We start from the raw sequence: 24,801 nt of genomic DNA on the forward strand, positions 1-24,801 counted from the left end.
CGTGCCGCCCGATGTTGCTACGGCGTGCCGTCCTGCTGCTGCAAGAGTGCCAGTTTATCGGCCAGAATGCCCGGATCGGCGGCAGGCGCGACCGACCACCACGGCGAGTTCCAGTCCGCCGCGGCCAACTCGCGATACACCGCACCCGTGCGGGCCTGCAGTCCGCTGTCCTTCTCGTACGCGTCGAGGGCGCGCGCACTGTCCTCGGCCTCGCGCCGGCGGGCCCGCTCCTCCGCGAGCGCGACCGGCACGTCCAGGTACAGCTGCAGATCCGGACGCGGCAGCCCGAGCCGACCGAACTCGAGGTCCTCGATCCACGCCGCGAACTCGCCGTCGGCATGCTGGTGCAGCCGGGCCGCGCCGTACGCGGCGTTGGACGCGACGTACCGGTCCAGGATCACCAGATCGTGCGCCGCGACGAGGTCACGCAGCCGGTCCGCGGCCCCGGCCCGGTCGAGCGCGAACATGACGGCCATCGCGTGAACCGACTCGCTGAGGTCACCGTGGGCTCCCTTGAGCGCCTCCGACGCGAGGTCCGCGTGGATCGACGCGCCGTACCGGGGGAAGTCGAGCGTCGCGACCCGCAGGCCCCGCTGCTCGAGTCGCGCCACGACCTTGCCGACCAGAGTGCGCTTGCCTGCGCCGTCGAGCCCTTCCAGAGCGATCAGAGTTCCCACGAGCGCCGAGCCTATCGGTGCTCGGGAGTCGACCGTGTGACCGCTGTGTGGGAGGGCTGTCACAGCGCGTTCTCGACGCCGTCGCCGCCCTCGACGATCACGGCGAGGTGCTTGCCCGGATCGTCGTGGAAGAGCAGGCGTTTCCCATTTCGCCCCGGATACGGCCGTGGCCGGGGACGGTCGAAACCGTCCCCGGCCACGGAGAGCCGATCGCAGTGGATCAGTAGCGGTAGTGCTCGGGCTTGTACGGGCCCTCGACGTCGACGCCGATGTACTCGGCCTGGTCCTTGCTCAGCTTCGTGATCGAGCCGCCGAGCGCCTCCACGTGGATGCGGGCGACCTTCTCGTCGAGGTGCTTCGGCAGGCGGTACACCTCGTTGTCGTACTCGTCGTTCTTGGTGAACAGCTCGATCTGCGCGATCGTCTGGTTCGCGAACGAGTTCGACATCACGAACGACGGGTGGCCGGTCGCGTTGCCGAGGTTCAGCAGGCGACCCTCCGACAGCACGATGATCGAGTGGCCGTCGGCGAAGCGGAACTCGTCGACCTGCGGCTTGATGTTGATCCGCGTGACCTCCGGCGAGCGCTCGAGCGTCGCCATGTCGATCTCGTTGTCGAAGTGGCCGATGTTACCCAGGATCGCCTGGTGCTTCATCTGCTTCATGTGCGCGAAGGAGATGATGTCCTTGTTGCCGGTCGCGGTGACGACGATGTCGGCCTGACCGATGAACTCCTCGACCGTCTTGACGTCGAAGCCGTCCATCATGGCCTGCAGCGCGTTGATCGGATCGATCTCGGTGACCGTGACGCGCGCACCCTGTCCGCGAAGCGCCTCGGCGCAGCCCTTGCCGACGTCGCCGTAGCCGCACACCAGTGCAGCCTTGCCGCCGATCAGCACGTCGGTGCCGCGGTTGATGCCGTCGAGCAGCGAGTGGCGCGTGCCGTACTTGTTGTCGAACTTGCTCTTGGTGACCGAGTCGTTGACGTTGATCGCCGGGAACACGAGCTCACCTGCGGCGGCGAACTGGTACAGGCGCAGAACGCCCGTCGTGGTCTCCTCGGTGACGCCCTTGACCGACTCGGCGATCGCGGTCCACTTGCCGCCGTCGGCCTCGAGCGACTTGCGCAGCAGCGCGAGGAACACCTTGTACTCGTCCGAGTCGTGCTCGTCGTCGGTGGGCGGGACGACGCCGGCCTTCTCGTACTGCGCGCCGCGCAGCACCAGCATCGTGGCGTCGCCACCGTCGTCGAGGATCATGTTGGCGGGCGCACCCGGCCACGTCAGCATCTGGTCGGCGGCCCACCAGTACTCCTCGAGGGTCTCGCCCTTCCACGCGAAGACCGGAACGCCCTGCGGCTCCTCCGGCGTGCCGTGCGGGCCGACGACGATGGCCGCCGCCGCGTGGTCCTGCGTCGAGAAGATGTTGCACGACGCCCATCGAACTTCGGCACCGAGCGCGACGAGGGTCTCGATGAGGACCGCCGTCTGGATGGTCATGTGGAGCGAGCCCGAGATGCGAGCGCCCTTCAGCGGCAGAACCTCCGCGTACTCACGGCGGAGCTCCATCAGGCCGGGCATCTCGTGCTCGGCGAGACGGATCTCCTTGCGACCGAACTCCGCGAGCGACAGATCCGCCACCTTGAAGTCGATACCGTTGCGGCGCTCTGCCACCGGACCCGATGAAACTGAGGTCGTCATACTGCCTCTCCTGTTAACCGTCTGGGATGACACCCAGGCTATCGGGTGACGGTCCCCGCCGGGGACGGGCAGCCCCTCACACCCGTGTCACGACATCGACGAACGGCGACAAAAGCGCCGCCAATTCCTGCGCATCGTCACGATCCGATGTCGGTGGCATCGAGATGTAGCTGAGCGCGACCCGTACGACACCGTGGCTCAGGATCATCGAATCCGTGTCGGAGGCCTGGACCCAACTGAGCCGGAACGTCTCCGCCAGCCGCGCCGACGCGCGCTCGACGAGCGGGGCGCTGTCGGTCGTGACGATGCGCAGCAGGTCCGGTTTCGCCTCGCCGCTGCGCAGCGAGCCCACGAGCGGATCGGCCGCGCTGGCCTGGAAGAACACGGTGAATCCGTCGACGAGGGCCGCCCGCGCGTCGCCGACGTGCGCGTAGACGGCCGCCGAGACGGCGTCGACGAACTGGTCGACGAGGCGAAGCGCATAGCCCTCGGCGAGCCCCTGCCGGCTGCCGAACTCGTTGTACAGCGTCTGCCGGCTGACCCCTACCGCGGCCGCGACATCCGTCATCGTCACCGCCGACCAGTCCCGCTCGAGCAGGAGGTCACGGACGGCACCGAGGATCGACTCCCGCAGCAGCAGCCGTGACGCCTCCGGGTAGGGCATCCGGGACCGTGACTCGCTCATGGCGTCGAGCCTAGAGACTCCCCCTCAACTGCGCTCGACCTCCACCATGAAGAAGTCCTCCTTGGCTGCACCGCAGTCGGGGCACCGCCAGTCGTCGGGAATGTCCTCCCACCGGGTACCCGGGGCGATGCCTTCGTCCGGCCAGCCGAGTTCCTCGTCGTACTCGAATCCGCACTGCGCGCACTGATAGAGCTTGTAGTCCTTCATGATCACCGTCCCAGTTCCCGCATCACACGGGTTCGAAATCGATCTTCTCCCTGACCCCGCAGTCGGGGCAGCACCAGTCGTCCGGCACCGACCCCCACGCCGTACCGGCCGGGAACCCCTCCCGAGGAGCGCCGGCGGACTCGTCGAACACGTACTCGCACACCGGACACCGATACGCACTCATGCCGTTCCTCCTCCAGTCCCGTACGCCGCGAGCAGCTTCTCCCGCTTGCGCGGCTGCAGATTCACCTTCGTGATGTCGCCGTCGTAGTGCGCGAGGACCCGCTTGTCCATCACGGCGCGCCACAGCGGGGGCACGTACGCGAGCATGATCATGCTGGCGTATCCGCTCGGCAGGTTCGGCGCAATGTCCATGCTGCGCAACGTCTGATAGCGCCGCGTCGGGTTCGCGTGGTGGTCACTGTGCCGCTGCAGGTGGTACAGGAAGATGTTGGTGCAGATGTGGTCGCTGTTCCAGCTGTGCGCCGGCGTGCAGCGCTCGTAGCGCCCCCGATCCGTCCGCTGCCGCAGCAGTCCGTAGTGCTCGAGATAGTTCACTGTCTCGAGGAGCGTGAAACCGAACACGGCCTGCAACACCAGGTACGGCGCCACCGCCCAACCGAACACCGCGATCAGCGCACCGAACAGCGCGACCGACATCAGCCACGCGTTCAACACGTCGTTGCGAATCGTCCACGGACCCTTGCCCAACCGCTCCAGCCGAGCCTTCTCGAGGTGCCACGACGAGCGCAGGCTCCCCCACACGCTGCGCGGCAGGAACGTCCAGAAGCTCTCCCCGAAGCGCGAGCTCGCCGGATCCTCCGGCGTCGCGACCCGCACGTGGTGACCGCGGTTGTGCTCGATGTAGAAGTGGCCGTAGAAGGATTGCGCCAGCGTGACCTTGGACAGCCAGCGCTCGAGATCGTCCTTCTTGTGCCCCAGTTCGTGCGCGGTGTTGATACCGATGCCTGCGACGCAACCCACGCTGAACGCGAGGCCGATCTTCGAGACCACGCCGAGGCCGCCGTCGATCCCGAGCCAACTCAGGTCGTCGGCCGACCACAGGTAGCACGCAGCCACCAGGGTCAGGAGCTGGAACGGGATGTAGGCGTACGTGCACCAGCGGTAGTAGCGGTCGTTCTCGAGTTGCTCCATGACCTCGTCGGGCGGGTTCTGCCCGTCGGAGCCGAACCAGAGGTCGAGTATCGGCAGCAACCCGTACACGAGCAGCGGTCCGATCCACCACCACACCGGCGAGATCGCTTCGAGCCCCAGCCGATTGGTGAGCCACACCAGCCCGAGCGCGAGAAAGATCGCGGTCGGCGGGATCAGCCCCAGCAACCACAGGTAGCGCTTCTTGTCCCGCCACACCGGAGTGTCGACGGTCGGTTCCCCCACATCGGCTGCCATCGTCGTCCCTTCCACGAACCCGCTCGACTATGAGCGGCATCACTGTGAACTGGACGATACGCGGCTATGCGTACGTCGTCTAGACAAATGAATGGATTTGTAAAGTTGTTAGCCGTCGCCGCGTGCCTCCGCCCGTGCGCGGATCCCGAGCATCGAATGCCGCCGGCTGTAGGCGAAGTAGACGACGACGCCGATGGCCATCCACACCACGAAGCGCAGCCATGTCTCGACCGAGAGGTTGATCATCAGCCACACACAGGCCAGGACCGCGAGGATCGGCACCAGCGGCACGAGCGGCACCCGGAACCCGCGCGGGAGGTCGGGCCGCGTCCGGCGCAGCACCACGACACCGATCGACACCAACACGAAGGCGAACAGCGTGCCGATGTTGACCATCTCCTCCAGCGTCCCGATCGGGAAGATCGCCGCCAGGACGGCGACGACGACACCGACCAGGACGGTGATGCGCACCGGAGTCCCGTGCTTACCGGTCGGCGCCAGCGACCTCGGCATGAGGCCGTCGCGCGCCATCGCGAACAGCACCCGGGTCTGTCCGAGCATCAGCACCATGACGACGGTGGTGAGGCCCGCGAGTGCACCGAACGAGATGAGGTTCTTCGCCCAGTCCATTCCGTTGATCGCGAACGCGGTCGCGAGCGTCGAGTTGTCGCCGGCCAACTCGGTGTAGTTCACCATCCCGGTGAGCACGAGCGACACCGCTACGTACAGCACGGTCACGATGGCGAGCGAGCCGAGAATGCCGCGGGGCAACGCCTTCTGCGGATCCTTGGTCTCCTCGGCGGTGGTCGCGACGACGTCGAAACCGATGAACGCGAAGAACACCAGGCTGGCGGCGGCGAGCAGGCCGTACCAGCCGAACGTGCTGCCACCCGCGCCGGTGACGTACGAGAACAGCGACTGGTGGATGCCCTCCCCCGTCGACCCCGCCTGGGACGGCGGAATGTACGGCGAGTAGTTCTCGGCCTTGATGAAGAACGCGCCGACCACCACGACGAACAGGACCACGGCGACCTTGATCGCGGTGATCACCGCCGAGACCCTGGACGACAGCTTGGTGCCGGTCGCCAGGAGCACTGTGATGATCACGATGATCAGGACGGCGCCCCAGTCGATCTGGTGGGATCCGATGTGGAGCACCGGGGTCGAACTGCCCAGCACCTCACCGAGATACAACGACCAGCCCTTCGCCACCACCGATGCCGCGAGCGCGAACTCGAGGATGAGGTCCCAGCCGATGATCCAGGCGACGAACTCCCCGAAGGTGGCGTACGAGAACGTGTACGCGCTACCCGCGACGGGGACCGTGGAGGCGAACTCCGCGTAGCACAGCGCAGCGAGCGCACACGCGATCGCGGCGAACGCGAACGCCAGCGACACCGACGGCCCGGCGATGTTGCCGGCGGTGCGCGCGGTGAGGGTGAAGATGCCGGCACCGATCACGACCGCGACACCGAACACCGTCAGGTCCCACGCGGTGAGGTCCTTACGGAGCTTGGTCTCGGGCTCGTCCGTCTCGAGGATCGATTGTTCGACCGACTTGGTGCGGAACAGCCCTGAGCGAGCATTCCGGGAGCGCCCAGGCGCAGCCTTCCGGTCCGGTGTCGCCATCACTGCCTCCTCGGGAGGTGGGGATGGTCGTCAGCCTATGCCGGGAGGCTGGTGTCAGCACGGTTTCCGAAACGGCTACTCCACCGTTGCGCGGTACAGATCGGGTTCGATGTAGATCAGCCGAGCCGCCGGGACCGCGTCGCGGATACGGACCTCGGCCTCGTCGATCGCGGTCGCGACGTCCTCGATCCCCGAGCCCGGGGCGATGCCCACCTTGGCGGCCACCAGAATCTCCTCGGGACCGAGGTACTGCGTGCGGCAGTGGATCACCCGATCGATGCGGACGCCGTCGACGAGCGCGTCCAGGATCCGGTTCTCCTCGTCCTGCGTCGCGCCCTCACCGATCAGCAGGCTCTTCATCTCCACGATGAGGACGATCGCGATGATGCCCAGCAGCACACCGATGCACAGGGTTCCGACGCCGTCCCACACCGGATCCCCGGTGAGCATCGTGAGCCCGACACCACCGAGCGCGAGCACGAGGCCGATCAGCGCGCCTGTGTCCTCGAGCAGGACGACCGGCAGCTCGGGCGTGCGCGACGTGCGGATGAAGCCCCACCAACTGGCGTTGCCCTTGAGCGGACGCGATTCGCCGAGCGCGGTGACGAAGCTGTACCCCTCGAGCGCGATGGCGACCAGCAGGATGACGACGGCCACGATCGGCGAGGACAGCTCCTCCGGATGCTGGATCTTGTGCACGCCCTCGTAGATCGCGAACAGCGAACCGAGAGTGAACAGCACCAGCGCCACGACGAAGGAGTAGAAGTACCGGTTGCGCCCGTACCCGAACTGGTGGAGTTTGTCGGCCTGCTTCTCGGCGCGGTTCTGCCCGAAGAGCAGCAGTCCCTGGTTGGACGTGTCGGCCACCGAGTGCACCGACTCCGCGAGCATCGACGACGACCCGGTGATGAGGAAGCCGGTGAACTTGGCTACCGCGATGCCCGCGTTCGCGGTCAGTGCCGCGAAGATCGCCTTCTTGCCCCCGTTTGCCGACACCGGCCGCTCCTCTCGTCGAATTCGAGCGGCTCACAGGCTACGTGATCGCCCGGGCACCGGGCGAACCGCTGCGTCAGGCTTCGACGATCCCGACTCCGGCCCGGAACAACTGGGTGTCCTCGGCGCACGCCTGGATGTGAACCTCGTTGTCCGAGGCCGATATCCACGCCGCCGCGCCACGCTCGAGCATCAGCGACTGCGATCCGCACCCCAGCTTGGCCGCGCCCGACGTGCACAGCACGATCTGCGGGCCGTCCGGTTCGAAGGTCGTCGCGGCGCCCGCCCCGGCACCGGAGGCGTCGAGGTCGATCCGCGACAGGCTGAACTCCGGCGCCGGCGTCTCGTACACGACCTCGCCGTCGCGTCGCGTCGCGACCGCGGTCAGGACCGGGACGTCGACGGTGTCGAAGTCGAGGACCCGCAACAACTCCGGGACGTCCACATGCTTCGGGGTGAGCCCTCCCCGCAGGACGTTGTCGGAGTTCGCCATGATCTCCACGGCGGTGCCGTGGAGGTACGCGTGAAGGTTTCCGGCATCGAGGAACAGGCCCTGCCCCGGTTCGAGGGTCACCCGGTTGAGCAGCAGCGACGCCAGGACGCCCGCGTCCCCCGGGTAGGCCTCGCCGAGTTCGAGCGCGGTCCGGGCCTCCTGCGCGAACTCGATCCCACCGGTGTCGGCGTTCGAGAGGTAGGCGACGCAGCCGTCGAGCACCGCCGGGAGCAGCGTTACCAGCGCCTGCGCCGGCAACGTGATCCACGTGGTGAACAGTGCGCGCAGCCCACCCGAATCAGGTTGCCCTGCAAGCAGACCCACGTACGGTTCGAGCGCCGGCACCGCCAGAGCCCCGAGGAACCGCACCGTCCGGTGCGGATCACGGAAGCCTGCGAGTGCCTCGAATCGGGTGAGCGCCACTACCAGTTCGGGCTTGTGGCTCGCATCGCGGTAGTTCCGCTCGGCCGAGTCGACCGGGATTCCCGACGCCTCCTCCCGGGCGAAGCCTTCATTTGCCTGCTCGGCGCTCGGGTGCGCCTGCAGCGACAGCGGCTCCTCCGCCGCCAGCACCTTCAGCAGGAACGGCAACCGTGCGCCGAACTGGGCGATCGACCGCTCGCCGAGCTCCCGTTCGGGGGCGGCGTCGACCACGTCACGCAGAGACCGGTCTCCGTCGTCCTCGATCACCCGCGCAGGATCCCCGGGATGGGCCCCCAACCACAGTTCCGCTTCCGGATGTGCGCTCGGGCTCGGGCGTCCGCACAGCTCCGCGAGCGCGGTCCGCGACCCCCATGCATAGGACCGGAGCGCACCTTCGAGTTGGCGCACTAGTTACCACCGATCAAACGTAGGTACGCCGCGCTCATCTCGAGGCGGCCGACGAGAACTGCGATCTGCTCGATCTCGGTGCGCGCGGCGGTCGGTGCCGCCGGCAGCGGTCCGCCAGACCCTGGCGGACCCGGCGGTCCCGACGGTCCGGGCTGTTCCGACTCGGCCACGACGACATCGACGTCGGGCAGGGAAGCCACCCGACGCTCGACGACGGGCCGGTCCGCTTCCGCCGCGAACACGAACACGCGCAGCGGCATTCCGGGAACCGGGCCGTCGAGCTGCTCGTCGTGGAAGAACGGGTCGTAGTCCGGCGGCATCGATGTGGCCGTCGAACCGAAGCGGTGCGCGCCGGAGACGACGACCGACAGGTCCGCGGCGGCGGCGACGGTGGCGCCGCTCCGCAGCAGGACCTCGCTGCCGTGACGTGCCAGGTGTGTGGTGGCGCGGGTGTCGCCACCGAGGACGACGCGTCGGCCCTGCATCCGCGCCGCGAGCGACTTGGCCGGGTTGTGGAAGACCTCGTTGCGGGGGTGGTCGCGCAGCGCTTCCTCGTCGAGGGCGTCGGCGAGACGTCCCAGGTCGGGGCACACCGTCGCGGTGCGCTCGGCCTCGATCGCGATCAGGACTGCGAGGAAGACCGCGAGGTAGCGCAACAATCCGTGATGGTCGGGAACGGCGACCCGGGGCGGGAGCACCGTCGCCCGACCCGCGCCGGCGGCCCGCAGCGGTCCCTCGTCGGGGGCGGCGACGATCACCTCGGCGCCGCGCCGCAACGCGCGGTCGACGGACTCGACCAGCCGCGGATCACCGGCGTCGTCACCGGCGACCACCACGACATCGAGCGGGCCCACCCACAGCGGGGTGTCCACGCTCCCGACAAGGGGGATGCCGATCCGGCTGCCGACCGCGGCGGTGACCAGATCGGCGGCGCGGGTGGCCGGGCCCTCGCCGGTGACGAGCACGACGCTGCGCGGTTGCAGGCCGTGCAGCCGCGCGAGTCCGTCCTCCTCCACCGCCGACTGGGTGGCACGGATCTGGGCGCCGCCGAGGGCCGCGAACCGGAGCGAGCCGTCGACGTCCGCGGCCAGCAGAGCATCGACGTCATCGAGGTCGAGCAGAGACGACGGAGCTGTCATCACGGACACACCTCCCTTTTTCTCCCACTCCCTGTCCCCCCGACGAGTTCAGGTGACTCGAGTATCCCAGCAATTCCCCGACTAAGCGCGCACTGCTCCGAGGATCTCGGAGACGAGCGCCTCGACGTCCGCCGGCGTCCGTGCCTCGACGTTCAGGCGCAGCAGGGGCTCGGTGTTGGACGCGCGCAGGTTGAACCAGGCGCCATCCGGAAGATCGACGGTCACACCGTCGAGTCGGTCGACCGACACCGACCGATCCGCGAAGAGATCGACCACCGCGGCCGTCCGCTCGGCCGCATCGGCGACGGTGGAGTTGATCTCGCCGGACGCCGCGTAGCCCTCGTACGACTGCATGAGCTCCGACAGCGGACGATCCTGCTCACCGAGGGCCGCGAGCACGTGCAGCGCCGCGAGCATGCCCGAGTCGGCACCCCAGAAGTCACGGAAGTAGTAGTGCGCGGAGTGCTCGCCGCCGAAGACCGCGCCGGTCTCGGCCATCTGCTGCTTGATGAACGAGTGCCCGACGCGGGTGCGCACCGCAGTGCCGCCAAGCTTCTCGACCAGTTCGGGGACGAAGCGGGACGTGATCAGGTTGTGGATGATCGTGCCGCCCGGCTCCTTCGCGAGCTCGCGGTCCGCGACCAGCGCGGTCACCGCCGACGGCGAGACCGGGTTGCCCTTCTCATCGACGACGAAGCAGCGGTCGGCGTCACCGTCGAAAGCCAGACCGATGTCGGCACCGGTCTCGCGCACGAAGTTCTGCAGGTCCACCAGGTTGGCCGGATCGAGCGGGTTCGCCTCGTGGTTCGGGAAGCTGCCGTCGAGCTCGAAGAACAGCGGCAGCACGGTCACCGGCATCGGGCCGAACACGGCCGGCACGGTGTGCCCGCCCATGCCGTTGCCCGCGTCGACGGCGATCTTCAGCGGGCGCAGCTCGGACAGGTTCACGAGGCCGCGCACGAAGCTCGCGTACTGCTCGAGCACGTCGTCCTCGCTGGTCGTCCCAGCGGGGCCGTCGTGCGCGGGAACACCCTCGGCGACCTCGCGCGCGATCACGGCCAGACCCGTGTCCTGACCGACCGGCTTGGCGCCGGCGCGGCAGAGCTTGATGCCGTTGTACTTGGCCGGATTGTGGCTGGCGGTGAACATCGCACCCGGGCAGTCGAGAACGCCCGACGCGAAGTACAGCTGGTCGGTGGAGGCCAGGCCGATGTGGACCACGTCGAGGCCCTGGGCCGTCACACCCTCGGCGAACGCCCGCGACAGCTCGGGCGACGAGTCGCGCATGTCGTGACCGATCGCGATCCGCGTCACACGCTCGCCGCCGGTCTGCTCGTCACGCACCAGTCGTGCGAACGAAGCACCCACGTCGCGAACGAAGTCGGCATCGATCTGTTCGCCCACGACACCACGCACGTCGTAGGCCTTGATCACGGCATTCACGGATTCGACGGATCGAGCCACTGCTGGTTACTCCTGCTGTTCGTTGATGCGACAGACGATGTTCGTCCCACCGATTGTTCGCCCCGGCCGGTGGACCGGACGAGGCGTCCCACCGAGCCTAGTGGTGAGTGCCCCGACTGCGCTTCCTGAGCGAAATGCCGGGTTTCGCAGACCGGACTTCCGCAGGTGAGGAGCCCAGATTTCTGCAGACGAAAAGCAAGGTCAGGCACCTATCGGGGGCGCCTGGGGGTGATGTGGACCGCTAGTTCGCGGGATCGGGCAGGACGCGGAGATGTCCGCGACGGCCCGTTCGTGCGGTGGGCGGAGCAGACTGCGGCGCCGCGCCCGGGCGCGACTCGGTGGAGCCCGTGTCGGTCCGGGGACGCTCACCCAGACCAGCCTCGCGAACAGCCTCGGCGAGGGCGGTGAGGTCGTCCTCGTCGGGCGTGCTCGACGAGAAGCCGCCTTCGTAGCGCACGAGTTCCCAGCCCTTGGGCGCGGTGATCCGGGAGGCGTGGGTCTCACACAGATCCCACGAGTGCGGTTCCGCGACGGTGGCCAGCGGCCCGACGACGGCAGTCGAATCCGAATACACGTACGTCAAGGTGGCGACAGCAGGGTTCTTGCACCCAGGTCGGCAGCATCGACGCAGTGATCTCACAAGCAAGGAGACTAGCCCTAAGTGTCCAGTCGGCCTACTCGGACACACCGATGCACGGCCTTCGAACAGTGGAATACACAGTGCCGGGGAGAAGGCGGGCGGTGACGCGGCGGCGTCGTCGGACAGCCGCTGTAATGTCGCGTACATGGCCAGATCTCGTCGTCCCCGCCCGCTGACATCACGATCGGTCGCGCGGAGAGGCCGGGGCATCCGCGGCCCGCTCTTCCCGCCGGACCTGCCGGCGGCGCGGACGCGCGCAGAGAAGTTCGATCACATGGTCCTGGGCGCGTTCGAGCCGATCGACGCGCGGTGGCACGACCGGCTCACCAAGCTCGACATCGCGGTGGACGATGTGCCGCGCATCCGCGCGATCGACCCCGATTCGGTGAACTGGCCGCCCGAAGTGGTGGCCGACGGGCCGGTCCCTCTGTCTCGACTGATCCCGGCCGGCATCGATCGCCACGGGACGGCGACGCGTGCGCGCATCGTGCTGTTCCGGCGCCCAATCGAGTTGCGCGCCAAGGATCCTCAGGACCTCGAGGACCTCGTCCACGACGTGCTCGTCGAACAGGTGTCGACCTATCTGGGGGTCGACCCCGAGGTAATCGACCCCGATCTACCCGGGGACGATTGAAAACGACGTACTAGATGATTCCGCGCTTGAGGCGACGGCGCTCACGCTCGGAGAGCCCGCCCCAGATGCCGAACCGCTCGTCGTTCGAGAGCGCATACTCGAGGCACTCCCCACGGACCTCGCAGCCCATGCAGATCCGCTTTGCCTCACGAGTGGACCCGCCCTTCTCCGGGAAGAAGGCCTCGGGGTCGGTCTGCGCGCACAGCGCGCGGTCCTGCCACTGCTCCTCATCGACCTCGAACATCGCATCGAAGCCGGGAATCAGACTCAGCTGGGGAACCGTGACGCCCAGCTCGAAGTCTTCGAAGCCGGCGCCAACTGTGGCACCCGCATCGGAATCGGTCCGCGTTTCGTCGCCGACCACGCTCAGAGGAGTTTCGAACTCGTAGTGCTGGTAGGGCATCATATCGCTCTGCCTCCTCACCTGTTTTTAGCGCAGAAAATCTGAATTCATCTCGAATCGCGTTCTGCCGCTCCCACCCCGACGATCGTCCCGCACTCACCCGAACGATCGTTCGAGTCGAGGGTCGTCCCAAGTGAACTCGCCCCTCGAACCTGGAATGACATACATGTGATTAGACATGCCCTGGCGTGTCGGGTCAAGCTGAAACGGAAAGTCGTCTACCATCCCGCACTCCCCCGAACAGCGTGATACAACCCGGCCGAAGAGACTGCGCCGAGTGGCATGCGACACCACCGCATAGGCTTCGAGTTGTGAACGTGACTGTATTGGTTGGCGGCGTCGGAGGGGCCCGTTTCCTCCAAGGAGTTCGAAGTCTGCTCGGTGGCGGTACCACCGGGGACCCGAACGCCCCAGGTGGGAGCGACCATCGAATCACCGCCGTCGTCAATGTCGGCGACGACGTGTGGATGCACGGCCTGCGCATCTGCCCGGACCTCGACACCTGCATGTACACCCTGGGCGACGGGATCGACCCGGAACGCGGCTGGGGTCATATCGGCGAAACCTGGAATGCCAAAGAGGAACTCGCGGCCTACGGTGCCCAGCCCGACTGGTTCGGACTCGGCGACCGTGACATCGCGACACACCTGATCCGCAGCCAGATGCTGCGCGCCGGGTACCCGCTGTCGGCCGTCACCGAGGCGTTGTGCAATCGCTGGAAGCCCGGTGTCGCACTGCTTCCGGTCAGCGACGATCGCAGCGAAACCCATGTTGTCGTCACCGATCCCGACGATCCGTCCGGGGAGCATCAGAAGGCGATCCACTTCCAGGAGTGGTGGGTTCGCTATCGCGCGCAGATCCCGACGCACAGTTTCGCGCATATCGGTGCAGACCAGGCGAAACCGGCACCGGGCGTACTCGAGGCGATCGAGACCGCCGACATCGTCCTTCTGGCGCCGTCGAATCCGGTCGTCAGTATCGGCGCCATCTTGGCCGTCCCCGGCATTCGTGGCGCGCTGCGCACCACCAAGGCGAAGGTTGTCGGCCTGTCCCCCATCATCGGTGGAAAGCCGTTGCGCGGCATGGCCGACGAATGCCTCGAGGTGATCGGCGTCGAGACGTCGGCGGAGGCGATCGGCCGCCACTACGGCGCCCGGTCCGGTACCGGCATCCTCGACGGCTGGCTCGTCCACTCCACCGACGAGGCCGACGTCCCCGGTGTCGACGTCCGCAGCGTCCCGCTGCTGATGACCGATCCGGAGGCCACCGCCGAGATGGTCCGCGCGGCATTCGATGTGGCCGGAGTCCCACTGTGACCGTGCGCGATCACGGAGCCGGGCGGTCGATCGAGATCCTGCCCGTCCCGGGCCTGCCCGAGTTCCGACCGGGCGACGACCTGGCCGCCGCGATCACCGGGGCCGCGCCCTGGCTCGCCGACGGCGATGTACTGGTCGTCACGAGCAAGGTGTTCTCGAAGGTCGAGGGCCGGATCGTGCAGTCCCCCACCGATCCCGACGAACGCGATGCGGCCCGCCGTCTCCTGGTCGACCAGGAGGCGGTCCGGGTGGTGGCGCGGAAGGGCCGCACGCTGATCACCGAGAACAAGCTCGGCATCGTGCAGGCGGCGTCGGGGATCGACGGATCGAACGTCGACGGCTCCGAACTGGCGCTGTTGCCCGAGGATCCGGACGGCAGCGCACGGAAGTTGCGCGGGGACATCAAGTCTCGTCTCGGCATCGATGTCGCGGTCGTCGTGACGGACACGATGGGTCGGGCGTGGCGCATCGGCCAGATCGACGCGGCGATCGGCGCGGCCGGCGTCCCCGTCCTGCACGCGTACGCGGGTGCCGTCGACAGCCAGGGCAACGAGCTGTTCGTGACCGAGGTCGCGGTCGCTGACGAGATCGCTGCCGCAGGCGATCTCGTGAAGGGCAAGCTCGGGGGCGTCCCGGTCGCGGTCGTCCGTGGGTTCGACCTCGAGGACGACGGCTCCTCCGCGGACAAGCTGATCCGCCGCGGGCCCGAGGACCTGTTCTGGCTGGGCACCGCGGAGTCGTTCGAGCTGGGCCGGCGCGAGGCATTGCTGCTGCGCCGCTCGGTGCGCGAGTTCGCCGACGATCCGGTCGATCCCGAGGTGCTGCGCGACTCGATCGCCGAAGCACTCACCGCGCCGGCGCCGCACCACACCCGTCCGGTGCGGTTCGTGTGGTTGCGCACCGTCGAGACCCGCATGCGCCTACTCGAGGCGATGCGTGCGCGCTGGCGCGCGGACCTCGCCGCGGACGGCATGAGCGCCGAACGGATCGAGCGTCGGGTGGCGCGGGGCGACATCCTGTTCCGGGCGCCCGAGGTGGTTATCCCGTTCTGCGTGCCCGACGGCGCACACGACTACCCGGACGAGCGGCGCACACGCGCCGAGTCGACGATGTTCACGGTCGCCGTGGGCGCCGCGGTGCAGGGGCTGCTGGTCTCGCTCGCCACGCGGGGCATCGGCAGCTGCTGGATCGGGTCGACGATCTTCGCGGCCGACACGGTCCGCGCCGAGCTCGGCCTGCCGGACGACTGGCAGCCGCTGGGGGCGATCGCCGTCGGCCATCCCATCGAACCGCTGACCCCGCGCGACCCCAGAGTTCCGGGCGACGCCCTACTGGAGTTGTAGATGTCGGCACAATCGCTGCACGCGTCCGCGCGTGACGTCCTGACCGACTGGGAGGCCGACTCCGAGGACGCGGAGTCGCTGCGGCACACGATGCTCGCGTTCCTCGACTCCGCGCCCGACGGCTGCCTGCGCTCGCACGCACCCGGGCACATCACGGCGTCGTCGCTCGTCCTCGACGAGGGCGGCTGCCACGTGCTGCTGACGCTGCACCCACGGGTGGGGCGGTGGATCCAACTGGGCGGGCACTGCGAGGAGGGCGACGACACCGTCGTCGCGTCGGCGCTACGGGAGGCGCGCGAGGAGTCGGGTATCGAGGGTCTGCGAATCGACCACCGGCTGTTGTCGGCGCACACGCACCCGATCACGTGCTCGCTCGGTGTCCCCACCCGCCACCTGGATCTGCGGTTCCTGGTCCGGGCACCCGAAGGGGCGCCGATCACCATCAGCGACGAGTCCCAGGACCTGCGCTGGTTCCCCGTCGACGACCTGCCCGAGGGGGCGGAGAAGGAGACGATCGACCACCTGGTCCGGCTGGCCGCCGCGCGCTGAGCGCGGCGACCGGCCCGACCGGTCTGCTCAGACCAGCAGTGTCGCCGCGGTCGCCGCGACCACGTCGTCCACGCTGACGCCGGGGGCGGTCTCGACCAACCGCAGCCCCTCGTCGGTGACGTCGAGGACCGCCATGTCGGTGATGATCCGCTGGACGCAGCCCTTGCCGGTGAGCGGCAGGGTGCACTCGTCGAGGATCTTGGGCTCGCCCTTCTTGGAGACGTGCTCCATCATCACGATGACGCGCTTGGCGCCGTGGACGAGGTCCATCGCACCGCCCATGCCCTTGACCATGTGTCCGGGGATCATCCAGTTGGCGAGATCACCGGTGGCGCTGACCTGCATCGCGCCGAGCACCGCGACGTCGACCTGGCCGCCGCGGATCATCCCGAACGACTGCGACGAGTCGAAGAACGACGCGCCGGGCAGGGTCGTGATGGTCTCCTTGCCGGCGTTGATCAGCTCGGGGTCGAGCTCGTCCTCGGTGGGGTACGGCCCGACGCCGAGCACACCGTTCTCCGAGTGCAGCACGACGGTGATGCCCTCGGGGATGTAGTTGGGCACCAGGGTCGGCATGCCGATGCCGAGGTTGACGTACTGGCCGTCGGACAGTTCCTGCGCGACCCGCGCGGCCATCTGCTCGCGGGTCAGCTTCTGGTTCGCTACCTGAGTCATGCTCGTACCGTTCGCTTCTCGATTCCGACAGTGACCTTGCCCACGGGCACGACGCGCTGCACGTGGATGCCCGGGGTGTGGATCTGGTCGGGATCCAGCTCCCCCGGCTCGACGAGGTGCTCGACCTGCGCGATGGTGATCCGGCCCGATGCCGCGGCGGGCGGGTTGAAGTTGCGGGCGCTGCGGCGGAAGACGAGGTTGCCGTGGCGGTCGCCCTTCCAGGCGTGCACCAGGGCGAAGTCGGCCACGATGCCGCGCTCCATCACGTACGTCGTGCCGTCGAACTCGCGGGTCTCCTTGACCGGGCTGGCGACGGCGATACCGCCGTTGCCGTCGTAGCGGCGCGGCAGCCCGCCCTCGGCGACCTGGGTGCCGACACCGGCCGGGGTGAAGAAGGCGGGGATGCCGGCGCCGCCCGCACGCAGTCGCTCGGCGAGCGTGCCCTGCGGCGTCAACTCCACCTCGAGCTCACCCGACAGGTACTGCCGCGCGAACTCCTTGTTGTCGCCCACGTACGAGCTGATGGTGCGGCGGATGCGGCCCTTCTCGAGCAGGACGCCGAGCCCGAAGCCGTCGGTGCCGCAGTTGTTGCTCACCGTCTCGAGGTCCGTGGCCCCCTGTTCGAGGAGCGCGTTGATGAGGATCTCGGGCACCCCGACCAGGCCGAATCCACCGACCGCGATGGTTGCACCGTCCGGGATGTCGGCGACGGCTTCGGCCGCCGTGGCAATGACTTTGTCCATCATGGCCGTCAGCATACGACCAGACGTACGTATTGTGAACCCTCGTCCGTATCGCGAACAGAATTACCGCCAGCCGTTGATTGACTCGCCCGGACGCACTAGATTGTTCGTATAGCGTCACATCGTCCACATTGCGAACAGTCTCGATTCCCCCTCACCTGTTCCCGAACGAGGTCCCACATGCTTCACCTGCCCCCGCAGTACCGGCCCGCCGGCGACGGCGTGAACGCGCCGCCGGACTTTCCCGATTACAAGACGACCGGGCTGCGCAGTCCGCGCCGGCCGCTCAAACTGATCCCGCAGCGACTCGGCGAGCTCACCGGGCCTGTGTTCGGCGAGGATCGCGTCCGGCCCGGCGACGCCGACCTGACGATCGCGAACGGCGGCGAGGCCCAGGGGCAGCGGATCATCGTCCACGGCCGGGTTCTCGACGCGAACGGCAAGCCCGTCCCGAACACGCTGCTCGAGGTGTGGCAGGCCAACGCCGGCGGCCGCTACCGCCACACCGGCGACAACTGGCCTGCTCCCCTGGACCCGCACTTCGACGGCGTGGGCCGCTGCGTCACCGATGCCGACGGCCACTACACGTTCACGACGATCAAGCCGGGCGCGTACCCGTGGCGCAACCACGACAACGCGTGGCGGCCCTCGCACATCCACTTCTCGCTGTTCGGCCGGTCGTTCACGCAGCGACTGGTGACGCAGATGTACTTCCCGGACGATCCGCTGTTCTTCCAGGACCCGATCTACAACGCCGTTCCGGCCGAGGCACGGCACCGGATGGTCAGCGTCTTCGACTACGACGCGACCGTCGCCGACTGGGCGCTGGGCTTCCGCTTCGACATCGTCCTGCGTGGACGCGACGCCACCCTGTTCGAGGACGAGGATCACGATGACTGACACTGCCCCGCAGACCGCCGGACCGCAGAACCCTGCACCCACCTATCCGGTCACGCCCGGCGACTTCACCACCGCCGAGTTCGGCGTCACCCCCTCCCAGACGGTGGGCCCCTACTGGCACATCGGACTGCCGTGGGCGGACGGCCCGGACGCCGCCCCCGAGGGCGCCGAGGGCCGGATCACGCTGCGCATCACCGTGATCGACGGCGACCGTGAGCCCGTCACGGACGCGATGGTCGAAACGTGGCAGGCCGACGCCGCGGGACGCTTCGCGCACCCCGACGACCCGCGCGGCGCAATCGAGCCGGATCCCGCGGGATTTCGGGGCTTCGGCCGGGCCGGCGCCGACGAGACCGGCACCGCGCTGATCCACACGGTCAAGCCGGGCGCGCTTCCCGCGGAGGACGACACCGTCGAGGCGCCGCACGTCAACGTCGGTGTCTTTGCGCGCGGCATGCTCGAGCGCCTGTACACGCGGCTGTACTTCCCGGAGGACACCGACGCGCACGCCACGGACCCCGTGCTGACGTCCCTGCCCGAGTCGCAGCGCCCCAAGTTGATCGCCCGCAAGACCGACGGCGGGTACAGCCTCACGGTCTATGTTCAGGACAGCGACCCCGACGGTGTCGAGACGCCGTTCTTCGAGCTGTGATCAGGAGCCACTCGTGACGCACACCCGCGGCGAACTGTTCGACCCCGTCTTCGGCGCAGACGCACTCGCCGAGAACATCTCGGACCGCGCGTGGGTGGAGGCCCTGCTCGAGATGGAGGCCGCACTGTCCCGCGCGGCCGCCACCGTCGGACTGGTGACCGGCGACGACGCGGCCACCGTCACCGCGGTGTCCGCGCGCCTCGCCGAGCCCGGCGGGATCGATATCTCCGATCTGGGCCGCCGATCCGCGTCGGGCGGCAATCCGGTGATCCCGCTCGTCCGCACGCTGCGCGCGGCCTGCGCCGGTCACGGCGTGCCCGCCGCGGCAGTGCACGTCGGCGCCACCAGCCAGGACGTCATGGACACGGCGCTGATGCTGTTGTCGCGCAGGGCGGGCCGAGTCGTTGTCAGCGATCTGCGGACCGCGTCGGACGCGGCCGCCGATCTCGCGCGCCACCATCGCAGCACCCCGATGGTGGCGCGCACGCTCGGACAGCAGGCGCTGCCCACGACGTTCGGCGCGCTGGCCGTGTCGTGGTTCACCGGGCTCGACGCCGCTGCCGATGCCCTCGAACACACCCTGTCGACGCTGCCGGTCCAGTTCGGCGGAGCGGCAGGCACTCTGGCCGCCACTGCGCCCCGCGGACTCGACCTGGCCGACGCGTTGGCGGACGAACTCGACCTGGCCCGGCAGGTCGTTCCGTGGCACACCACCCGCACCCCGGTCGCCGCGTTGGCCACGGCGCTGGGCATCGCGGCGGGGGCCGTGTCGAAGCCCGCCACCGACATCACGCTGATGGCGTCGACCGAGTTCGGTGAGGTGGCCGAGGACGCACCGGGGGGCTCGTCGGCCATGCCGCACAAGCAGAATCCCGTCGCCGCCATCACCGCACGGGCGGCGGCGCGCCGGGTTCCGGGCCTCGTCTCGACGATCCTGTCGTCGATGGACCACGAGTTCGCCCGCGCGGCCGGCGCGTGGCACGCCGAGTGGGAGACGGTCACCGACCTGCTGCGGCTCACCGGCGGCGCCGCACACCGGCTCGCGTCGAGCATCGGCGGCCTGCGGGTCGACACCGATGCCCTGGACCGCAACCTCTCGCTCACCGGCGGACTGATCCTCGCCGAACGGGTGACCGGAGCCCTGTCGGAGTACACCGATTCGGCACGCGACATCGTGACCGCCGCAGCCGCATCCGGCGTCCCGCTGGACCGGGCGCCCGACATCACCGCGCACCTCTCGGCCGACACGCTCCGCGACCTGCTGGACCCGTCGCACTATCTCGGCCACGCCGTCGACCTCGTCGACCGCGCGCTCGCCAACCGGGCGGCACCGCCCGCCCGCACCACCGGAGGACATCGATGACCGTGGACCTGCATTTCGAGACGCACGGCGACCCCGCCGCGCCGCCGGTCCTGCTGCTCGGCTCGTTGGGCTCGGACCTGCGCATGTGGGATCCGCAGATCCTCGCGCTGTCGGCCGCCCACCGTGTGATCGCGGTCGACCACCGCGGGCACGGCGGCTCGCCCGCCCCCGCGGGCCCGTACACGATGGCCGACCTCGGCGGCGACGTGATCGCGCTGCTCGACAAGCTCGGCCTGGACTCGGTGCACTTCGTGGGCCTGTCGCTCGGCGGCGCCGTCGGACAGTGGCTGGCCGCACACCATCCGCAGCGGGTGCGGACCCTCACGGTGATGTGCACGTCGGCCCAGTTCGCCCCGGCTCAGCCGTGGCTCGACCGCGCCGCGGCCGTCCGCGCCGACGGCATCGCCTCGATCGCCGAGTCCGTCGTCGGCCGGTGGTTCACTCCCGAACTGGCGCAGCGTGATCCGGAGCTCGTCGACCGCCACGTCGCGATGGTGTCGGGTACCTCCGACGAGGGGTATGCCGCGTGCTGCGAGGCGCTGTCACAGTGGGACGGGCGCGCCGACCTCGCGCGCATCGTCGCCCCGACGCTGGTGATCGCCGCCGAGCAGGACGGGCCCACCCCGCCGGCGGCGCTGCAGGCGATCGCCGACGGCGTCGCAGGCGCCGAATTCCACGTCGTCTCCCCCGGCGCGCACCTTGCCAACGTCGAGCAGGCCGGCGCGATCACCCGGCTGATCGAACGCCACATCGCCGCGGCAACACCGGTGGGTGTCTCCCGCCGCGCCGTGCACGACGTCGGGATGACGGTGCGCCGCTCCGTCCTCGGCGACGCACACGTGGACCGGGCGATCGCGGGCAGCACGCCGTTCACCGAGCCGTTCCAGGACTTCATCACCCGCACCGCGTGGGGCGACATCTGGGCCCGGGACGGACTGGACCACCCCACCCGCCGACTGCTCACCCTGGCGATCCTCACCGCGGTCGGCAACGAACACGAACTCGACATGCACATCCGGGCCGCGCTACGCGCCGGAATGGACCCGAACCTGCTCGTGGAAGTATTCCTGCACACCGCGGTGTACGCGGGTGTGCCGAACAGCAACCGGGCGTTCGCGCTCGGCAAGCAGGCCCTCGCCGACCTGGCGGGTGCCACCGATGGGAGTACGTGACAGTGACGAATTCGAGTGGGACCGAACCGACCGGGGCCTCGACCGACTACGTGCAGTCGCTCGCGCGCGGACTCTCCGTGATCAAGGCGTTCGACGCCGAGAACCCGCGTCGCACGCTCAGCGACGTGGCACGCGCCACCGACCTCACCCGGGCGACGGCCCGCCGGTTCCTGCTCACGCTCACCGAACTCGGCTACGTGCGCACCGACGGCTCCGCATTCTGGCTCACCCCCCGGGTCCTCGAACTCGGGTACAGCTACCTGTCGAGCCTGTCGCTGCCCGAGCTCGCCGGACCGCACCTCGAGGCGCTGTCCGACCAGGTTCACGAGTCGACGTCGGTGTCGATCCTCGACAACGGTGACGTCGTGTACGTCGCGCGCGTCCCGGTCCGGCGGATCATGACGGTCTCCATCACGATCGGCACCCGCTTCCCCGCGTTCGCGACGTCGATGGGTCGCGTGCTGCTGGCCGGACTGGGTCCCGCCGACCTGGACGCCTACCTCGCGAGCGTGGACCTGACCCCGCTCACCGGGCGCACCATCGCCACACCCGACGCACTGCGCGCCGAACTCGACAAGGTCCGGTCCGACGGATTCTGCGTCGTCGACCAGGAACTGGAGGAAGGCCTGCGCTCGCTGGCCGCACCGATCCGCGACCGGGACGGCACCGTCGTCGCCGCCGTGAACATCTCCACTCAGGCCGCCCGGTACACGACCGAGGCGGTGTACGACACGCTCGTGCCCGCGGCCGTCGCGACTGCGGACGCCATCTCCGCGGACCTCACCCGCACCCAGAGTCAATCGCCTTCGCCCCAAGGACGGAAACATGCCTGACGCAGTCATCTGCGAACCCCTCCGCACCCCCGTCGGCCGCTTCGGTGGCGTCTTCCGAGACATCGCCCCCGAAGACCTCGCCGCCACCGTCATCACCGAACTCGTCTCCCGCACCGGCATTTCCGGATCCGACATCGACGACGTCATCCTCGGCCAGGCCTCCCCCGGCGGCGAAGCCCCCGCCATCGGCCGCATCGCCGCCCTCAACGCCGGCCTCGGCATCGACGTCCCCGGCCTCCAGGTCGACCGCCGCTGCGGCTCCGGCCTGCAGGCCATCATCCAGGCCGTCATGCAGGTCCAGTCCGGCGGCAGCGACCTCGTCCTCGCCGGCGGCGTCGAGTCCATGAGCCAAGCCGAGTTCTACGCCACCGGAATGCGATACGGCGTCCGCGGCGAATCCCTCACCCTCAACGACCGACTCGCCCGCGCCCGCGTCACCGCCGGCGGCCGCAACTACCCGGTACCCGGCGGCATGATCGAGACCGCCGAGAACCTGCGCGCCGAATTCTCCATCAGCCGCGAGGACCAGGACACACTCGCCGTCCAATCCCACCAACGCGCCGTCGCCGCACAGCGCAGCGGCATCTTCGCGCAGGAGATCGTCCCGGTCACCGTCCCACAGCGCAAAGCCGACCCACTGATCGTCGACACCGACGAACATCCCCGCGCCGACACCAACCTCGAATCCCTCGCCAAGCTCCGCCCGATCCGCGGCAAGGTCGACCCCGAATCCACCGTCACCGCCGGCAACGCCAGCGGCCAGAACGACGGCGCCGCCATCGCGATCGTCACCACACCCGAGAAGGCGAAGGCCCTCGGCCTGCGCCCACTCGCCCGGCTCGCCAGCTGGGCCGTGGCCGGCGTCCCGCCCCGCACGATGGGCATCGGCCCCGTGCCGTCGACCGAGAAGGCCCTCGCCCGACTCGATCTCACACTCGCCGACATGGACGTCATCGAACTCAACGAGGCCTTCGCCGCCCAGGCCCTCGCCGTGACCCGCACCTGGGGCCTCGAACCCGACGACGCGCGCCTGAACCCCAACGGTTCCGGCATCTCCCTCGGCCACCCCGTCGGCGCGACCGGCGCCCGCATCCTCGCCACACTGCTGCGCGAGATGGACCGCCACGAGGCCCGCTACGGCCTCGAAACCATGTGCATCGGCGGCGGCCAAGGCCTGGCCGCAGTGTTCGAACGCATCTCCTGATTCCCGTCACGACGAAGGCCGGCCCCGCGGATCACTCTGCGGGACCGGCCTATTCGTGACTATCAGCGAGCCGTGGCCGCCTGCACAATCTCGTACATCTCCGCGATCGCGCGTGCGCAGTCGCCCTTGGTGTACCCGAGCAGCGCGGTCTCGGCCGGATCGGTCTCGTACGCGATGGCGTTGCCGCGGCCCTGCACGATGAAGCTGTCGGGCAGCAGCGGGTGCTCCTCGTTGCGCTCCTCGATGGTGCGGTTGCCGCCGGCGGCGTCGACGAGCATCTGGAAGTACTCGGTGAACGTCAGGTTCTGGTCGCCGATCAGGTACGCCTTGCCGGATTCGGCGTGCTGCAGCGCCCCCCAGATCGCCTCGGCGAGCGAGTGCGCCGACATGTAGTTCGTGCCGCCGGCGGGCGCGAAGTCCGGGATCTGCGGCTCGTTGCCCGCGGCCCACGAGAACAGCTTGCGGTAGCGCTTCGCGGACACGCCGCTGATGGCGCCGAGGATCGACGGCGGGTTCAGCGTCGAGACGTTGAAGGTGTCGTCGGCCAGCGCGCGGGCACCCTCGTCGGCCGCCTTGCGGGCCGCGACGTACGGCATGGTCTCCGCGTACTCCGGCCGCAGGTGGTGGTAGTAGCTGCCGACCTGGACGAAGCGCGAGACCCCCGCCTCCTTGGCGAGCGCGGCGAAGCGCGGCACACCGCCGGACTGCGTCTTCTCCCAGAACTCTGCCTCGTCCACGTCGCGGCCCATGTGGCGAATGTCCTGGCCGGCGGCGAACACGATGCCTTCGAACGGCGCCAACTGGTCGGCCGTGAACGTCTGCTCCGTGTAGTCGCCGAGCAGCACCGGGAAGTCCCGCACCGGCGAGTCGTCGGCAAGCGGGTTGCGCGCGGCGACGGTGACGTCGTTGCCGGCCTCACGCAGGTGGAGTGCCGTGTGGGCACCGATCATGCCGGTGCCGCCGACGATCAGGATCTTCATGGAATGCCTCTTCTGTAGGTGGAGCGGTACAGCTCTCACGAACCTAAGGGCGACACCCCTGCACGCATCCCCCGTTTCTCACCGAGCGAGAAATCGGACCCGTCCGATCTCGGACGGCGCGCGGGTTCGGCCGGCCCCGCCACCATGCGGGGCCGGCCGAACCCGTC

The 24,801-nt window shown here is 68.9% G+C and carries 27 protein-coding genes; 10 read left to right on the plus strand and 17 right to left on the minus strand.

The window, feature by feature from the left end:
- Positions 1–17: 17 nt before the first annotated feature.
- The 13 genes from ACQ5DX_RS16040 to ACQ5DX_RS16100 all read right to left on the minus strand — a co-directional run bounded on the left by ACQ5DX_RS16040 (position 18) and on the right by ACQ5DX_RS16100 (position 11,867).
- Positions 18–677 (minus strand): dTMP kinase, encoded by a 660-nt coding sequence (locus ACQ5DX_RS16040; protein WP_430333530.1) that lies wholly within the window; start codon positions 675–677, stop codon positions 18–20.
- Between the two features lie 59 nt (positions 678–736).
- The gene (locus ACQ5DX_RS16045) at positions 737–877 is read right to left on the minus strand and encodes a hypothetical protein (RefSeq protein WP_430333531.1); all 141 of its coding nucleotides are present in this window, start codon (positions 875–877) and stop codon (positions 737–739) included.
- 20 nt (positions 878–897) lie between these two features.
- The gene (gene ahcY, locus ACQ5DX_RS16050; RefSeq protein ID WP_430333532.1) at positions 898–2,376 is read right to left on the minus strand and encodes an adenosylhomocysteinase; all 1,479 of its coding nucleotides are present in this window, start codon (positions 2,374–2,376) and stop codon (positions 898–900) included.
- Positions 2,377–2,452: 76 nt separating this feature from the next.
- Complete coding sequence (locus ACQ5DX_RS16055) at positions 2,453–3,061, minus strand: TetR family transcriptional regulator (RefSeq protein WP_430333533.1); 609 nt, start codon at positions 3,059–3,061, stop codon at positions 2,453–2,455.
- Between the two features lie 24 nt (positions 3,062–3,085).
- Complete coding sequence (locus ACQ5DX_RS16060) at positions 3,086–3,268, minus strand: rubredoxin (RefSeq protein ID WP_005518720.1); 183 nt, start codon at positions 3,266–3,268, stop codon at positions 3,086–3,088.
- A gap of 22 nt (positions 3,269–3,290) precedes the next feature.
- Positions 3,291–3,452, minus strand: a complete 162-nt coding sequence (locus tag ACQ5DX_RS16065) for a rubredoxin (protein WP_430333534.1) — start codon at positions 3,450–3,452, stop codon at positions 3,291–3,293.
- Positions 3,449–4,678, minus strand: a complete 1,230-nt coding sequence (locus tag ACQ5DX_RS16070) for an alkane 1-monooxygenase (protein ID WP_430333535.1) — start codon at positions 4,676–4,678, stop codon at positions 3,449–3,451. The genes ACQ5DX_RS16065 and ACQ5DX_RS16070 overlap by 4 nt, the downstream gene beginning before the upstream one ends.
- Positions 4,679–4,786: 108 nt before the next feature.
- On the minus strand, positions 4,787–6,307 hold the full coding sequence (locus ACQ5DX_RS16075; protein ID WP_430333536.1) for an amino acid permease: 1,521 nt from the start codon (positions 6,305–6,307) through the stop codon (positions 4,787–4,789).
- Between the two features lie 75 nt (positions 6,308–6,382).
- Positions 6,383–7,303, minus strand: a complete 921-nt coding sequence (locus ACQ5DX_RS16080) for a cation diffusion facilitator family transporter (protein WP_430333537.1) — start codon at positions 7,301–7,303, stop codon at positions 6,383–6,385.
- A 73-nt stretch (positions 7,304–7,376) separates the two neighbouring features.
- Positions 7,377–8,624, minus strand: a complete 1,248-nt coding sequence (gene manA, locus ACQ5DX_RS16085; RefSeq protein WP_430333538.1) for a mannose-6-phosphate isomerase, class I — start codon at positions 8,622–8,624, stop codon at positions 7,377–7,379.
- Positions 8,624–9,763: a tobH protein gene (locus ACQ5DX_RS16090; RefSeq protein WP_430333539.1), complete on the minus strand. Its 1,140-nt coding sequence runs from the start codon at positions 9,761–9,763 to the stop codon at positions 8,624–8,626. Before ACQ5DX_RS16090 ends, manA begins: the two co-directional genes overlap by 1 nt.
- 81 nt (positions 9,764–9,844) lie before the next feature.
- Entirely contained in the window at positions 9,845–11,227 is a 1,383-nt protein-coding gene (locus tag ACQ5DX_RS16095; protein WP_430333540.1) for a phosphomannomutase/phosphoglucomutase, read from the minus strand.
- Between the two features lie 241 nt (positions 11,228–11,468).
- Positions 11,469–11,867 carry a DUF3499 domain-containing protein gene (locus tag ACQ5DX_RS16100; protein WP_430333541.1) on the minus strand — a complete coding sequence of 133 codons (399 nt, stop codon included), beginning with the start codon at positions 11,865–11,867 and terminating at the stop codon, positions 11,469–11,471.
- Between the two features lie 145 nt (positions 11,868–12,012).
- Here ACQ5DX_RS16100 and ACQ5DX_RS16105 point away from each other — a divergent pair, with 145 nt between their 5' ends.
- Positions 12,013–12,501: a metallopeptidase family protein gene (locus ACQ5DX_RS16105; protein WP_430333542.1), complete on the plus strand. Its 489-nt coding sequence runs from the start codon at positions 12,013–12,015 to the stop codon at positions 12,499–12,501.
- Positions 12,502–12,511: 10 nt separating this feature from the next.
- Here the strand turns inward: ACQ5DX_RS16105 and ACQ5DX_RS16110 are convergent, their stop codons facing one another.
- A complete protein-coding gene (locus ACQ5DX_RS16110; RefSeq protein WP_430335702.1) occupies positions 12,512–12,745 on the minus strand; it encodes a WhiB family transcriptional regulator in 234 nt (77 codons plus the stop codon).
- A gap of 470 nt (positions 12,746–13,215) precedes the next feature.
- Between ACQ5DX_RS16110 and cofD the strand changes: the two genes are divergently transcribed.
- The 3 genes from cofD to ACQ5DX_RS16125 are packed head-to-tail and all read left to right on the plus strand — an operon-like array spanning position 13,216 to position 16,112.
- Positions 13,216–14,220 (plus strand): 2-phospho-L-lactate transferase, encoded by a 1,005-nt coding sequence (gene cofD / locus ACQ5DX_RS16115; protein WP_430333543.1) that lies wholly within the window; start codon positions 13,216–13,218, stop codon positions 14,218–14,220.
- Entirely contained in the window at positions 14,217–15,563 is a 1,347-nt protein-coding gene (locus ACQ5DX_RS16120; protein WP_430333544.1) for a coenzyme F420-0:L-glutamate ligase, read from the plus strand. The genes cofD and ACQ5DX_RS16120 overlap by 4 nt, the downstream gene beginning before the upstream one ends.
- A complete protein-coding gene (locus ACQ5DX_RS16125; RefSeq protein ID WP_430333545.1) occupies positions 15,564–16,112 on the plus strand; it encodes an NUDIX hydrolase in 549 nt (182 codons plus the stop codon).
- A gap of 27 nt (positions 16,113–16,139) precedes the next feature.
- Here the strand turns inward: ACQ5DX_RS16125 and ACQ5DX_RS16130 are convergent, their stop codons facing one another.
- Together ACQ5DX_RS16130 and ACQ5DX_RS16135 are read right to left on the minus strand one after the other, a co-directional pair.
- Positions 16,140–16,787, minus strand: a complete 648-nt coding sequence (locus ACQ5DX_RS16130) for a CoA transferase subunit B (RefSeq protein WP_430333546.1) — start codon at positions 16,785–16,787, stop codon at positions 16,140–16,142.
- Positions 16,784–17,530, minus strand: a complete 747-nt coding sequence (locus ACQ5DX_RS16135) for a CoA transferase subunit A (RefSeq protein ID WP_430335703.1) — start codon at positions 17,528–17,530, stop codon at positions 16,784–16,786. The genes ACQ5DX_RS16130 and ACQ5DX_RS16135 overlap by 4 nt, the downstream gene beginning before the upstream one ends.
- A gap of 180 nt (positions 17,531–17,710) precedes the next feature.
- Here ACQ5DX_RS16135 and pcaH point away from each other — a divergent pair, with 180 nt between their 5' ends.
- The 6 genes from pcaH to ACQ5DX_RS16165 are packed head-to-tail and all read left to right on the plus strand — an operon-like array spanning position 17,711 to position 23,654.
- A complete protein-coding gene (gene pcaH, locus ACQ5DX_RS16140) occupies positions 17,711–18,430 on the plus strand; it encodes a protocatechuate 3,4-dioxygenase subunit beta (RefSeq protein WP_430333547.1) in 720 nt (239 codons plus the stop codon).
- Complete coding sequence (pcaG, locus tag ACQ5DX_RS16145; RefSeq protein WP_430333548.1) at positions 18,423–19,082, plus strand: protocatechuate 3,4-dioxygenase subunit alpha; 660 nt, start codon at positions 18,423–18,425, stop codon at positions 19,080–19,082. The genes pcaH and pcaG overlap by 8 nt, the downstream gene beginning before the upstream one ends.
- Positions 19,083–19,095: 13 nt before the next feature.
- On the plus strand, positions 19,096–20,445 hold the full coding sequence (pcaB, locus tag ACQ5DX_RS16150) for a 3-carboxy-cis,cis-muconate cycloisomerase (RefSeq protein WP_430333549.1): 1,350 nt from the start codon (positions 19,096–19,098) through the stop codon (positions 20,443–20,445).
- Positions 20,442–21,617 carry a 3-oxoadipate enol-lactonase gene (pcaD, locus tag ACQ5DX_RS16155; RefSeq protein ID WP_430333550.1) on the plus strand — a complete coding sequence of 392 codons (1,176 nt, stop codon included), beginning with the start codon at positions 20,442–20,444 and terminating at the stop codon, positions 21,615–21,617. Before pcaB ends, pcaD begins: the two co-directional genes overlap by 4 nt.
- Positions 21,618–21,619: 2 nt before the next feature.
- Complete coding sequence (locus ACQ5DX_RS16160; protein WP_430333551.1) at positions 21,620–22,450, plus strand: IclR family transcriptional regulator; 831 nt, start codon at positions 21,620–21,622, stop codon at positions 22,448–22,450.
- A complete protein-coding gene (locus tag ACQ5DX_RS16165; protein ID WP_430333552.1) occupies positions 22,443–23,654 on the plus strand; it encodes an acetyl-CoA C-acetyltransferase in 1,212 nt (403 codons plus the stop codon). Before ACQ5DX_RS16160 ends, ACQ5DX_RS16165 begins: the two co-directional genes overlap by 8 nt.
- A gap of 62 nt (positions 23,655–23,716) precedes the next feature.
- Here ACQ5DX_RS16165 and ACQ5DX_RS16170 read toward each other — a convergent pair whose 3' ends face one another.
- Positions 23,717–24,634, minus strand: coding sequence for an NAD-dependent epimerase/dehydratase family protein (locus ACQ5DX_RS16170; protein ID WP_430333553.1), 918 nt, complete (start codon positions 24,632–24,634; stop codon positions 23,717–23,719).
- Positions 24,635–24,801: the final 167 nt, after the last annotated feature.

This window comes from Rhodococcus sp. ACT016 (genome assembly GCF_050477185.1).
GTDB lineage: Bacteria > Actinomycetota > Actinomycetes > Mycobacteriales > Mycobacteriaceae > Prescottella.